14 protein-coding genes are annotated in these 13,144 nt (G+C 32.6%); 9 read left to right on the top strand and 5 right to left on the bottom strand.

Annotation, left to right across the window (positions count from 1 at the left end):
* Window positions 1-18: 18 nt before the first annotated feature.
* On the top strand, window positions 19-216 hold the full coding sequence (locus QLQ95_RS01570) for a hypothetical protein (protein WP_095928926.1): 198 nt from the start codon (window positions 19-21) through the stop codon (window positions 214-216).
* Between the two features lie 30 nt (window positions 217-246).
* On the opposite strand, the gene QLQ95_RS01565 is transcribed toward QLQ95_RS01570, so the two are convergent.
* Window positions 247-1,191, bottom strand: coding sequence for a LysR substrate-binding domain-containing protein (locus QLQ95_RS01565; protein ID WP_095928925.1), 945 nt, complete (start codon window positions 1,189-1,191; stop codon window positions 247-249).
* A gap of 107 nt (window positions 1,192-1,298) precedes the next feature.
* Here QLQ95_RS01565 and QLQ95_RS01560 point away from each other — a divergent pair, with 107 nt between their 5' ends.
* The 4 genes from QLQ95_RS01560 to can all read left to right on the top strand — a co-directional run bounded on the left by QLQ95_RS01560 (window position 1,299) and on the right by can (window position 4,663).
* On the top strand, window positions 1,299-1,778 hold the full coding sequence (locus tag QLQ95_RS01560) for a Dps family protein (RefSeq protein WP_095928924.1): 480 nt from the start codon (window positions 1,299-1,301) through the stop codon (window positions 1,776-1,778).
* A 122-nt stretch (window positions 1,779-1,900) separates the two neighbouring features.
* Entirely contained in the window at window positions 1,901-2,182 is a 282-nt protein-coding gene (locus QLQ95_RS01555; RefSeq protein WP_253251777.1) for a hypothetical protein, read from the top strand.
* Between the two features lie 83 nt (window positions 2,183-2,265).
* Window positions 2,266-3,912 carry a SulP family inorganic anion transporter gene (locus QLQ95_RS01550; RefSeq protein ID WP_095928922.1) on the top strand — a complete coding sequence of 549 codons (1,647 nt, stop codon included), beginning with the start codon at window positions 2,266-2,268 and terminating at the stop codon, window positions 3,910-3,912.
* A 115-nt stretch (window positions 3,913-4,027) separates the two neighbouring features.
* Window positions 4,028-4,663 carry a carbonate dehydratase gene (gene can / locus QLQ95_RS01545; protein WP_095928921.1) on the top strand — a complete coding sequence of 212 codons (636 nt, stop codon included), beginning with the start codon at window positions 4,028-4,030 and terminating at the stop codon, window positions 4,661-4,663.
* A 41-nt stretch (window positions 4,664-4,704) separates the two neighbouring features.
* Here the strand turns inward: can and QLQ95_RS01540 are convergent, their stop codons facing one another.
* Window positions 4,705-5,907: an LETM1-related biofilm-associated protein gene (locus tag QLQ95_RS01540; RefSeq protein WP_095928920.1), complete on the bottom strand. Its 1,203-nt coding sequence runs from the start codon at window positions 5,905-5,907 to the stop codon at window positions 4,705-4,707.
* Between the two features lie 109 nt (window positions 5,908-6,016).
* Window positions 6,017-6,544, bottom strand: coding sequence for a superoxide dismutase family protein (locus QLQ95_RS01535; RefSeq protein ID WP_095929096.1), 528 nt, complete (start codon window positions 6,542-6,544; stop codon window positions 6,017-6,019).
* A 213-nt stretch (window positions 6,545-6,757) separates the two neighbouring features.
* Here QLQ95_RS01535 and QLQ95_RS01530 point away from each other — a divergent pair, with 213 nt between their 5' ends.
* From QLQ95_RS01530 to QLQ95_RS01515, 4 genes are all read left to right on the top strand, one after another.
* Window positions 6,758-7,183: an META domain-containing protein gene (locus QLQ95_RS01530; RefSeq protein ID WP_482502317.1), complete on the top strand. Its 426-nt coding sequence runs from the start codon at window positions 6,758-6,760 to the stop codon at window positions 7,181-7,183.
* 4 nt (window positions 7,184-7,187) lie between these two features.
* Window positions 7,188-7,703: a DUF4251 domain-containing protein gene (locus tag QLQ95_RS01525; RefSeq protein ID WP_482502316.1), complete on the top strand. Its 516-nt coding sequence runs from the start codon at window positions 7,188-7,190 to the stop codon at window positions 7,701-7,703.
* Window positions 7,704-7,744: 41 nt separating this feature from the next.
* The gene (locus QLQ95_RS01520; protein ID WP_428238302.1) at window positions 7,745-8,659 is read left to right on the top strand and encodes a transporter; all 915 of its coding nucleotides are present in this window, start codon (window positions 7,745-7,747) and stop codon (window positions 8,657-8,659) included.
* Between the two features lie 82 nt (window positions 8,660-8,741).
* Window positions 8,742-9,227, top strand: coding sequence for a hypothetical protein (locus QLQ95_RS01515; RefSeq protein ID WP_482502314.1), 486 nt, complete (start codon window positions 8,742-8,744; stop codon window positions 9,225-9,227).
* 75 nt (window positions 9,228-9,302) lie between these two features.
* Here the strand turns inward: QLQ95_RS01515 and QLQ95_RS01510 are convergent, their stop codons facing one another.
* Together QLQ95_RS01510 and QLQ95_RS01505 are read right to left on the bottom strand one after the other, a co-directional pair.
* Window positions 9,303-11,663 carry a mechanosensitive ion channel family protein gene (locus QLQ95_RS01510; RefSeq protein ID WP_482502312.1) on the bottom strand — a complete coding sequence of 787 codons (2,361 nt, stop codon included), beginning with the start codon at window positions 11,661-11,663 and terminating at the stop codon, window positions 9,303-9,305.
* A gap of 214 nt (window positions 11,664-11,877) precedes the next feature.
* Window positions 11,878-12,969, bottom strand: a complete 1,092-nt coding sequence (locus QLQ95_RS01505) for a glycoside hydrolase family 18 protein (RefSeq protein ID WP_482502310.1) — start codon at window positions 12,967-12,969, stop codon at window positions 11,878-11,880.
* Window positions 12,970-13,144 lie beyond the last annotated feature (175 nt).

Genomic DNA, 13,144 nt, shown 5'->3' with positions numbered 1-13,144 from the left:
CGAAAATCTTATTTTATTATGTCAAAAATGATGTTTGATTACACGAAATCAATACTTGAAAGAGTTAGTTTCGATCCGATACTTTTCTGCAAAGAGTTAGAAAAAGCTATCAAAACACTGTTACCTTACGAAATGGAACAATTGCAAGAGTGGTTACTTAATTTCGTTGTTGGAAAACCAGAATTAAAACAAAGTCTACAACTAATTAAAGTATAAAAGAAAGGAGCCAAATTGGCTCCTTTTTTATTACGCTTTCTTTTGTAATGGACTAATGATTTGAACATTCTGAAAAACTATTGCGCCTTTTACAACGCCAGCAATTGTAGATCGTAATGCGTCAATGATTTGCATTTTTAATTCGCTCTTTGGGTAGATCAAACTTACCTCTCGAGCAGGTTTTGGCTCTTTAAAATTACGGAGCTTCAGTTTGTCGGATTCTTTTAAGTCTAATGTGTGCAAGTACGGAAGTAACGTTGTGCCAAGGCCTTCGTCTGCCAATTTAATTAAGGTTTCAAAACTACCGCTTTGAATCTGGAAATTGTTTTGGTCGGCGTCTGAGACATTTTTGCATAAATTTAAAATACCATCTCTAAAGCAATGTCCGTCTTGCAATAAAAGAATTTCATTCAGATTTAAGTCGGCAACTTCAATTTCTTCTTTCTGGAAACTTGCGTGGTGTTCTGGTATATAGGCGACGAATGGCTCAAAATACAAAACAATTTCTTTGATTTTTTCGTCTTCTAACGGAGTTGCGGCAATTGCAGCATCCAAATGTCCATTTTTTAGCTTTAGAATAATTTCTTCTGTATTCAACTCTTCGATTAAGAGTTTTACTTTCGGATATTTTTTAATGAAGTTATTCAAAAACATTGGCAGAAGCGTAGGCATAATCGTTGGAATAATACCTAAACGAAATTCTCCGCCAATAAAACCTTTCTGTTGTTCTACAATATCTTTTATGCGATCAGCCTCGTTTACGATATTTTTAGCTTGATTTACAATTTTCTGTCCTATATCAGTAAGCTGAATTGGTTTTTTACTTCTATCAAAAATTAAAATATTAAGTTCTTCTTCGATTTTTTGTATTTGCATACTTAAAGTTGGCTGTGTAACGAAGCATTTTTCAGCAGCAAGAGTGAAATTTTTATGCTCAGCCACCGCTAACACATATTGCAATTGAGTTATAGTCATGTTGATAGTAATTTGTGATGCAAAAATAAGAAAATATAATTTTTATTTATGTTTATTTTGGTAAAGTTACTCTAAATTTGTAGTAAATTAGTGTAAAAAAATAGATTATGAAGACGAATATTTTAGGATTACCAGTAAAAGAATCAGAATTATTAGTAAAGGAATTGAATGTGCTATTGTCAAACTTTCAAGTGTACTATCAAAATTTGAGAGGAATTCACTGGAACATTCGCGGAAAGCGTTTCTTTGATTTACATGTAAAATTCGAAGAATTGTATACCGATGCACAATTGAAAATAGATATGATTGCAGAAAGAGTTTTGACAATTGGAGGAACGCCTCTGCATACTTTTGAAGATTATATTAAAAATAATAAATTGACAGTTGGAAAGAATATTTCTAATGATGAAAAAGCGGTTCAGTTAATTGTTCATTCTTTATCAGATTTATTAAAAATCGAGAGAGAAATCTTGAACAAATCTGACGAAATTAATGATGAAGGAACCAATTCTATGATGAGTGACTTCATTGCTGAGCAGGAAAAAACAATTTGGATGATGAACGCTTGGTTAGAAGAAACTTTGTAAATAATTGTTTTTTAAATAATTAAAAGCAGAATGGAATGAAAATTGCATTCTGCTTTTTTGTTTATGTTAAATTTCTATAAAAATCTCTTTGATTTTATTTGTTTAACGCTATTTTTGCTTTGATGAAATATATAGCTCGCATATTATTATTCATATTTATTGCCTTCTTATCGACCCCGACAATTGTTCAGGCGATTAAGAAAGGAAATAATACGGCTATATCTTTTAGTATTGCTGAAGAAGAAGTGCACAAAGAACTTAAAAATGTAGTTCATCCTACTATTCTTGAGCATGAAGTTTTGATTCCGGTTTACATCGAGAAAAAAACGATTATTTCTGAAAACATTGTCAAACTAGACAACATCTCTCCGAGCATCTTTGCTCCACCACCTAACGTAGCATAATACTTCCGATTATTTCGAACTTTAGCCGCATTTCTATCGAGATGGGGTAAATCTTTAATGAATAATTTTTTTAGTATTATATTATGACAAAAAAAATCAATCTTTTTGCCAACCTTAAATCTGATTTTGCTTCAGGTTTAGTGGTTTTCTTGGTGGCTCTTCCGTTGTGTTTAGGTATTGCAATGGCTTCTGGAGCACCATTATTTTCTGGAATCATTGCTGGTGTTGTGGGTGGTATCGTTGTAGGATATTTGAGCCAGTCACATATTAGCGTATCAGGTCCAGCTGCTGGGTTAACGGCTATCATTTTAACCGCAATTACCGATTTAGGAGCTTTCAATGTATTTTTAATGTCTGTTTTTATTGCTGGATTAATTCAATTAGCATTAGGATTTTTAAAGGCTGGAAGTATATCGAACTATTTTCCGACAAACGTAATCGAGGGAATGTTAGCGGGTATCGGAATTATTATCATATTAAAACAAATACCACACGCTTTTGGTTATGATGCAGATTTTGAAGGAGATCAGGCTTTCATTCAAAATGATGGAAGTAATTCTTTTTCATTTTTATTCGATGTCTTAAATCATATTCATTTAGGAGCTGTAGTAATTTCAGCAGTTTCATTGGTAATTTTATTAGCTTGGGATAAAGTTCCTTTCTTAAAAAGAATAAAACTAGTTCCTGGAGCTTTGGTTGCTGTTATAGCAGGAGTAGTTTTAAACGAAATATTTGTATCTACAGGAAGCACTTTGGCAATTGCAAAAGAACATTTGGTTTCTTTGCCAGTTCCAAAATCTTTTGAAGACTTTAAATCAATTATAATTACCCCAGACTTCACTGCTATTACAAATCCGCAGGTTTGGGTGGTTGCTATTACGATTGCCATTGTCGCTTCTATTGAAACGCTTTTGTGTATTGAAGCTTCAGATAGAATGGATGTGCAAAAACGTTACACCAATACCAATGTAGAGCTTAGAGCTCAAGGTGTTGGTAATATGGTAAGTGCTCTTTTAGGAGGTTTGCCAATGACTTCTGTAGTAGTAAGATCTTCTGCAAATAACAATGCAGGAGCAAAATCTAAAATGTCTGCCATCATTCATGGTGTGCTTTTATTAATAAGTGTATTATCTATACCAGCAATTTTAAACAAAATTCCATTGGCAACATTGGCTACTGTTTTGATTTTGGTGGGATATAAATTAGCAAAACCAGCAACCTTTATGCATTTCTGGGAAAAGGGGAAATACCAGTTTGTACCTTTCATTGCAACTTTGGTCTTTGTTGTTGCGACAGATTTGCTAAAAGGTGTTGCGTTGGGAATTGTTATCAGTATCATTTTTGTTCTTAGAGGAAACCTGAAAAGAGCTTACGTTTTCAAGAAAGAAGAATATGAAGATGGGGATATCATTCATATTGATTTAGCGCAGGAAGTTTCGTTTTTAAATAAAGCGGCAATCAAACAAACATTGGCTGAAATTCCAGAAAATTCGAAAGTAATTATCAATGCACATGATACGGAGTATATTGCGCATGATGTTTTGGATTTAATTCGTGAATTTAAAGAAACTAGAGCTATCGATGAAAACATCAAAGTGAAGCTTAAAGGATTTAAAGAAGCATACGAATTAGAAAATACGCCAGAAAATAGTAACCATGTTACGATTGAGCATTATTATGATGTGGCAAAAAGAGAACTGGTTAAAAAAGAAGTTGTTAGAGGAGAATAATTAAAAATTGGTGTTTTTAAGGAAGATGAAATGTCAAATTTTAGGTAACTTTACATTTAAGTTCATTTTTTGAGACTATTATAACTTAGAAATTACCACACAAAAAAATAAAAAAATGAGAAAATTTTATGAGCAGTTATTAGAGAACAATAAAAAGTGGGTTGAAACTTCTTTAGCAAAAGATCCTAATTATTTTGCTGATTTGGCAAAAGGACAATCACCACCTTTATTATGGATTGGATGCTCTGACAGCCGTGTTCCTGCAAACGAAATTGTTGGTGCAAAACCAGGTGAGGTTTTCGTTCACCGAAACATTGCCAATATGGTTGTGCACTCTGATATGAACATGCTAAGTGTTCTGGATTATGCTGTAAACGTTTTGAAAGTAAAACATGTTATTGTATGTGGACATTACGGATGCGGAGGTGTAAAAGCGGCAATGGGACATCAGTCTGTTGGAATTATTGATAACTGGCTTCGTCATATTAAAGATGAATATCGTTTACATGATAAATACTTAAACTCTATTGAAGATGAAACAGAGCGTTTTAATGCTTTTGTTGAAATCAATACTAAAGAACAAGTTTACAACTTAGCGAAAACATCTATTGTACAGAATGCTTGGAAAAATGGCCAAGATTTAATGCTTCATGGATGGGTTTACGGACTAAATTCTGGTTTTGTAACTGACTTAGATGTAAATATTGCTTCAAATGATGAGCTAGACGAAGTTTACCAATTAGATCTTTAATAGATACAAATAGAAATCGCCCTCAAAAGGGGCGATTTTTTTTATTCGTTTTCGTCTAAATTTTCATTAAATGCAGACGGAAGCATTGTTGGGATAAATTTGATTAGAATTGGAAGAAGTAAACTTCCGCCAGGAAGTAAAAAGATGGTTAGCGACGGAATGGTTTTACAAATGTCCAAAAGCTGTTTTTTTACCTTTTTCTTTTCCTTCGCATCCAAATCTCTTGTTGTAGAATAGGCGAGTAGTACCATCAATTCCTTACTCTGTACAATCTCCTTAATCAATCTGTTTTTGTTTCGTATGATTAGTTTGACTACACTGTGCGTCATTTGGTCATAAAAATGTTTAACAGGATTTGAATAATTAAAGTACGGAATTTTCTTTTTGTGAGTTGTAATAAAAGTATTGGTTGTATCCATGCTTTGCGTTACAAAATCATCAGGAACTCCCATTGTTGAACCTAAAGAATATAGGAAATACGATTCTTCATTTTCTACAACTCCATCACTCCACAAAGCCATTCCGGCCATATCGATTAAATAGTACTGTTCAAGTCTATTTTTAAAGTATTCTAGATTTAAAGTCTCCAAAGTCTCAACTGTAACTTTCGAAAACTTTGAATAACGTATAGAAGCTTCAAAAAGTTTAATTAAAAGATCGTCATGCTGTGATTTTACTGTTTTGGTTTTTAAAGCCAAACCAACAATTCCAAGAACCGTTTCTTCAATTCTTTTTAAATATTTTTCAGGAATTTCTCCATGCTCTAAATATTGTCTAAAGGCCAGAACATCAATAAACAATAAAGCATTTGTCACCAAATGTGAGAAGTTTTTACTGATGATGCTATCATTCGTTTGAACTCTTTGGTCAATAATGTTTTCCAGAGATAGAGAAGGAGTATCTTTTGGCAATAAAATTTTAAACAAATTAAATCCCTCTGGATTCATTTGCTTGTAAAACTTTAAAACTTCAGAAATAAAATGTATAGGTTCCGAATTTCTTTTCTCTAAACAAAAGACATGATAGAGTGTGTTAAGTAAGGCAACTTTTGAAATTTCGGTTTTAAACCAGCCCTTTATCGGAATTGGGACTTGTGAATCTATGGTAATAATATGTCCGTAAATAAACCCCGTTTCTCTCACTTTATAGTAAAACGAATCTACAGTTTCAAAAGGAATTGCTTCTGAAAACTTCTGTTCACTAAAAAACTTATCGATCCAGCCTGGTGCTGATGGGTTAATCATGGACTTAATTTTGCTGATGCAAAGCTATGTCTTTTTCTTGTTTTAGGATTCATTTTAAAATTAAATAACCGCTAGATTTTGTTAAAAATAGCGGTTATTCAAATTTTTCTTATTTAATGATTCCTGCACAAGCAACTCTTCCTCCTGCATTTCCAGTTGGCTGAGTGGTAAAATCATCTGTTCCTGCGTGTACGATTAAGCCTTTGCCTAGAACATCTTTATTACTGTCTCCACATCCAATACACCATTCGTCAGTAGTTAAAGTGATAGATCCGTTACCTTTTGCATCTGCGGTAAAGTTTCCGATATCACCTTTATGATATTCCCCAACTCCCCATTTTCCATGTTTTTTGAAAGTCGGATTCCAGTGTCCTCCAGCAGAACTTCCGTCAGCAGAACTACAATCTGCTTTTTCATGAATATGGATGGCGTGCACTCCAGGTTCTAATCCTGTTATTTTTGCTGTAAAAGTTACTTTACCATTTTTTTCAACAAAAGTAGCAGTTCCGGCAACTTTACTGTTGCTTTTTGGCTCTAATGCAACAGTTAGAGTTTTAGCATCATTTGATTTGTTATTTGTTTTACAGCCAATGATTAAGGCAGTAATTATAGCGAAAGAAACAATTAGTTTTTTCATATCTACGGGCATTTTTAATTAAAGATTAAGTAAATTTAACATAAAATAACGGAATTGATTGACTCTAAAAGTTAAAAAAAAGTCAAACTATACGTTATAATTTGATGTTGATTGAGTTAAAACCCAAAAATATTGTTTAAATTCGTGTAGGTTTTTAACGAATAATTTCTGAAAACCATTTATCTAATTCGCTCACATTTAATCCTTAATGTTATGATGAAAAAGATTTTTACTCTCGTTTTTATTAGTTCGTTTTTAATTTCTTGCAAATGCGCAAAAACGGATGCAGTTTCTAAGCTTGATGGAACTTGGGAATTAAATTATGTTGCAGATTCCCAAACTTTTGATGTTTTATATCCAAATAAAAAGCCAACTATTGTCTTTAGTATCAAAGAGAGTCGTGTTTCGGGAAATAATGGGTGTAATTCTTATACGGGAAAACTTAGCGCGACAGGAAACAAAATAGATTTTACACAGCCAATGGCGGTAACTAAGATGATGTGTTTGAATGGTAGTCAGGGCGAGCAGGTGTATATGAGTACGCTGCAGAAAATTACATCATATGATATTACAGATGATGGTAAAACTTTGAATTTCATTTCCGGAGATATTGCGATGATGCGTTTTACTAAAAAATAGTTTTATGAAAACTAAATTATATGTCTTCCTGTTTCTGATTGCTTTTAATTTTTCAGTTTCTGCACAAGAAAAGACAAAAAAAGAACTCAAGCAAGAAAGAGAATTAAAGAAACAAAACGAAATTAAAGCACTTATCGATTCTCAAAACTTTGTTTTTGAGGCTCAAAAAGCAACGCCTCAAGGTGGTCGATTACTTCAATTGGACTATAATACGTATTTTTTAAAGTTTAAGGCCGATAGTGCAACTTGTGATCTTCCTTTCTTCGGACGTGGTTATAACGTTGGCTATAATGGCGATGGCGGAATAAAATTTGAAGGGAAGCCCGAGAATATTAAAGTCGAAAATAAAAAAAATAATACTATTCTAAAAGTAACTGTAAGAGGTGCTAGTGATGTATACGATTTAACGTTTTCTATCTTTTATAACGGAGACACAACACTTTTTGTAAGCAGCAATAATAGAGGTCCAATTAGTTACGATGGAGTTATATATGCTCCTAAAACAGCAGAGAAACAATGATGTAATTCAATACTAAACTTGTCACAAATTCGTCTGAATATATGGTAAGAATCTTTTTATGTTTATTAAAGTGGCAGTTTTCGGTTTTGTTTTTCTTTTTTGGTGTATTTCCTATGTTGGGTCAGGATTTGGAACCCAGAGCTTATGCTAATGTTCCTAAAGGTCTAAACGTAATTGCGGCAGGGTATGTTTTCATGAATGGAAATGTACTTACAGATCCTTCTTTACCCATAAAAGATTTTACACTTCAAAGCCACAACATGGCTGTAAATTATATCAAAACTTTTGGGTTGGCAGATAAACTGGCTCGTATACAGGTAGGACTGCCTTTTACTTTTATGGACGGATCTGCTGTAATTAGTGATCAGCTGGTTACTGGCTCAAGAACTGGTTTTGCAGATATGAAAGTGCGTTTTGGAATTAATTTGCTAGGTTCTCCTGCACTTGATAAATCTGAATTTAGAAGTTTTGAGCAAAAAACAATTCTTGGAGTCAGTTTGGTTACTTCAATTCCAACAGGAAGGTATTATGGCGATAAACAAGTAAACATTGGAACAAACCGCTGGGCTTTTAAGCCCGAAATAGGGGTGTCGAAACGGTTTGCTCACGTTTATGCCGAGGCCTATGGCGGGGTGTGGTTTTATACGAATAATAATGATTATCTAGGAAAAAAATTAGAGCAAAAACCAACCTGTAGTCTTCAGGCGCATGCAAGCTATTATTTTAAAAACCAAATGTGGGTTGGTTTTAATACGACTTGGTTTTTTGGAGGTCGAACTATTGCTGATGGAGTTTCAGATGAGAGTCAGATTGATAATTGGCGAGTGGGGGGAACTTTTTCTACTCCAATTGCAAAAGGGCAGTCCGTTAGATTTCAATATCATATTGGAGCCTATACCAACAACGGACTAAATTATTATGCTTTGTCAGCGGTTTATCAATATTCATTTTTTTAAAACCTGTTGATCGTTTAATGTGTTTAAAATCAGTATATTTGAGTATGCATAAATTTTTAAAAACAAATTTAAAATTAAAACTATGAAAAAATTAGGACTTATTCTTATCATGGCGGCAGCCTCGTTTTCATCTTATGCGCAGTCTTCTTACAAAGAAGATTTAGAAGTAGTACAAAGTGTTTATGGAAAATCTAAAGCTGAGCTGGTAAAGCAGTACATGAATTTATCTGATGCGCAGGCAACAGCTTTTACTAAAGTTTACGATAATTATGAAACGTCGCGAAAAGCTCTAGGGCAGACTAAGTTTCAGCTAATAAACGATTATGCAGCCAATTACGAAACTTTAACCGACGAAAAAGCGGATCAATTGGCTAAAGCAACTTTGAAAAACCATATTGATTATGAGAAACTTTATTCTAAAACTTATAATCAAGCAAAAAAAGCAATTGGTTCTATTAATGCAGCAAAGTTTATTCAGCTTGAAGTATATCTTCAAACCATAATAAGAAGCGAAATTTTAGAAGCAATTCCGTTTATTGGAGAATTAGATAAGAATAAGGTTCAGTAAAAAACTAACTTTATTTAAAAAAAAATCGGCAGTTAGAAATGCATAACTGCCGATTTTTTTTGTTTGCTAAAGATCTTATTTGTCTTCTGAATCTTTAGAGTTAATTTGTTTGATGTAAATGTCTTGCTGAGGAAATGGGATTTCGATATTGTTTTCTCTAAAAGCTTTATCAATCGAAATTATTAAATCACTTTTTACTTCATTTGCCATACCGATATGATTTACCCAAAATTTAATTATAACATCAATCGAACTGGAATTAAAGTCTTTGAACCAAATAATTGGAGCGGGATTTTGTAAAACTAAAGAATGATTTTTAAGCGTTTCCTCTAATAAAGTTTTTACTTCTTCCAGATTAGAGCCATAAGCGACACCAATAGAAATATCAGTTCGTTTTTTATTGTTTGATAGTGTCCAGTTCGTTAAATGCTGGCTTAATAAATCGCCATTTGGTATAATAACATCAGCTCCGTCAAAAGTGGCGACAACGCTGCTGCGAATGCCTATCGATTTCATTTTCACCGTTTGACCGCCAATATCTATAGTGTCATCAATATTGACAGGTTTTTCAAAAGCAATAATAAGACCACTTACCAAATTGTTTACTAAGGTTTGAAGACCAAACCCAATTCCAACACCTAATGCACTAATGATGATTGTTAAACGGTCAACAGGAATTCCAGAAGAGATAAAAGCAAGGCTAATTCCAATGCTGAAAATGGCAATCTGAATTAATATTAACCAGCTTCCCAATTTGTTTTTTTTGCTTGTATCAGACGTGCTAATTGAATTGCTTGTGAGAAAAGCGACAATCTTTGCTATAACTACCGAAATCAAAATGATAAAAAAGAAAATTACAATGCTGTCGTAAGAATAATTAATATCTCCAATAGTTCTGCGCTCGTAGAAAAAATCAATTACAGGATCGAGTAGGGTATGAAAGAAATAAGAATTTTTTCCTACCGTTATAATCCAGCTTATCAGGAATAATACATTTTGAGTTTTGCTAAAATTAATGTGCTCAAGTTTGTTTATAGCAAGCTGACTTTCTTCGTTTCTTTCTCTTATAAAATTTGAATAATTAATAATGTCAATTAGTAAACGGTAAGCATTTGAAAACAAATAGTACATTAAAACGGTTATTATGCCGTTTACCATCAGCAATTTTCCTAAGTTATAGTTTTGGCCAATTAAAATAAATAGCACTGAAGCAGTTTCGAATACAATCAGCGCATATAAACTGTATTTAAAAAGGGGATTTAGAAATTGACTATTCTTTTTTAAATTGTAAATGCTAAACGCTGTCGACACTATGGCTAAAGTCAGAATAAGAAAAACTTCTTTTACGGAATGGATTAAGATATTGTTGTCGTATAAAGTAAGCAGGAATAGTAAAACAAAGATTCTCCATATAAATTTATCCTTGGCGCTGAAATATTCTTTGTTGACTATATTGAGGGCGATGATCGAAATAAGCCAAATCAAAGCAGTAAAAGCAAAAGGCGGATAAACAAAGAAAAAATTAAAGAGCGTAAAAGAAATTAATATGGCGCAGGCTATGGGATGTTTAAAAATACGTTTAGAAAATTCGATCTGATTGTAAATACCTTCATGTTTATATTTGTTTTTGAGAAACAAAAGATAAGTAATCAATGCAATTGCAAGCAATACCATTAAAGTGAGAGTATTAAAATGGTTTGATATGAAAAAGGCTAATATTACAAATTCTTTAAAAAGGGAATAAAAAAAGGAATTATAAAAAGACATTTTGTTAGAGCTGGTTTTAAAAACTTGTCCGTCAGAATGGAAGAGATTTTCAAATTCATTTTTTCTAATATTATCAGTTTCAATTATATCATTTTGTAAATCATATTTAAATTTACTTGCAAGAATCTGTAATTTGCTAATACTATCTAATGCGTTTTTAAATCTTATATTTAGTTTTTTGACCTGAGAATTCATTTCAGAATAACGTTCATAATACAATGATTTTCTTAAAGAATCTTTCGGTAATACAAAAAGCGCTTTTTTTATGGTGAGAGAGTCAATCGTACTTTGTATCTGACTCAGTTCTAAATTATTTTTTTGGATTTTTTCAAGCTGAAGATCGACTCTGGTTTGCAATTCTTTTAGCATAACAGAGGTAACCGTAATGTTTCTCAGGGTTTGAAAATCATTTTTATTTTTGATTATGCCGTCAATTGCAGTCTTTTTTAATTTAATGACATAATCTAATTCTGAGGTAAAACCTTTGTAATCAATTCCAGTTTTTAGAATAAGGTCAGCACTTTGTACATTTTTTGCAATAGCATCAAATAGTAAGGCGCGCTCTCTATGTGTCTGATTTTCTTTAAATAAATCGTTGCTGTTGCTTTGATCCAATTGCAGTAAATTTTCTATTTTACCTTTGTTTAAGGTAATAGAATTTTTAGTCAAATTGGATTGTGAATGGACAGTGAAATTATGTAGGAGACAAAGGAAGGTAAAGACTTTTATAGTCCGTTTTTGTGCAGTATTCTTTAGATGGAAAAAAACATAACGCGTTTTATTGTAAAATGTCATAATGTTTTGGTTTTTAAAGTCCTATCAAAAATACTACAAAAAAAAACAACCTGAAAAAAAGTTCTTCAGGTTGTTTTTTTAAGCTTATTTATTGGTTTTTGACTTTGTAAATCTCATTTACCATTCCGTCACGGAAACTATCTAGAGTAAGTTCCCAAAACATAATTCCACCTAACTTTTTAGCTTTTACATATTCTGCTTTAGCTTTAATAGACTTTAAATCATCTGATGTAGCAAAAGTTTTAGTTGATGCATTGTACCAATATGGTGCTTGAGCTTTTTCATCATAAAAATATTTCCAGCCATTAGCCTCTGTGTATGTTGTAGCGTAGTTTTTAAAATCAACACCTTGAAAGTGTTCTCCAGCTTGATACAATCCGTTATTGATGTTTTCTACGTTCTTCCATTGTCTAGTATAGAATGCACCTCCAATTACTAATTTTTCAGCAGGAACGCCTGCTTTTAGTAAAAACTCAACAGCTCTATCTGTAGATTCTTCTTTCGGATTTGTGCTGTATAATGGTGTGTGATGACCTGTAACTTTTGAATATCCGTTAACTAAATCGTAGCTCATAATATTAATGCGGTTTACATAAGGAGCAACAGCTTTCCAGTCTATAGATTCATCTAGACATTTTTGAAAACCTCCCGCAGCAAAACTCAATTCGTATTTTTTTCCTAATGTTGAACGTAAAATTTTAAGAAGTTTTGTAAAATTAGGTTTATCAGCGGCTTGGTATAAATGTCCAGGAAGCCCTTCAATTGATGGATATTCCCAATCTAAATCTAAACCATCAACTTTAAAATAATCGCTTACTTCTTTTACAGATTTTGCAAATTTTAAGCGTCCTTCAGCAGTTGAAAATGCTTCCGAGCATGGCTCACAGCCTCCCCAGCCACCAAGAGATAAGATAATTTTAAGTTGCGGATTTTTTGCTTTAAGCGAAACCAAATGTTTGATAGTGATAGAGTCTTTAGCCGAATCGACACTTAATTTCCCATCTTTTAGATGGCAAAAACTAAAGATAATCTGGTTTAATTTTCCAACCTCATATTGGTCAATAAGTTGAGAATCGCCAGTATAGTAGGCAATGATGTCCATTTTTTTGTTTTTCTGTGCGAAAGTAGTAGTAATACAAAAGCACAATAAAAATGATGCAATTAGGTTAATTTGTTTCATTATTTTGTTTTTTATAGTTTTTAGAATGTTAAATATACTGTAATACATTTAATATTTAACATCAAGAATGCTCTAGAAAGTCAATTTTAACGAATATTTTGCAAATTTCTGCAAAAATATTGCGTCTTGTAAGTGATGTCTTTCACTGGAAATAACAAAAAAATAAGCCCGCGCA

Source organism: Flavobacterium sp. B330r (assembly GCF_056824325.1).
This window is presented reverse-complemented; position numbering and strand designations above follow the sequence as displayed.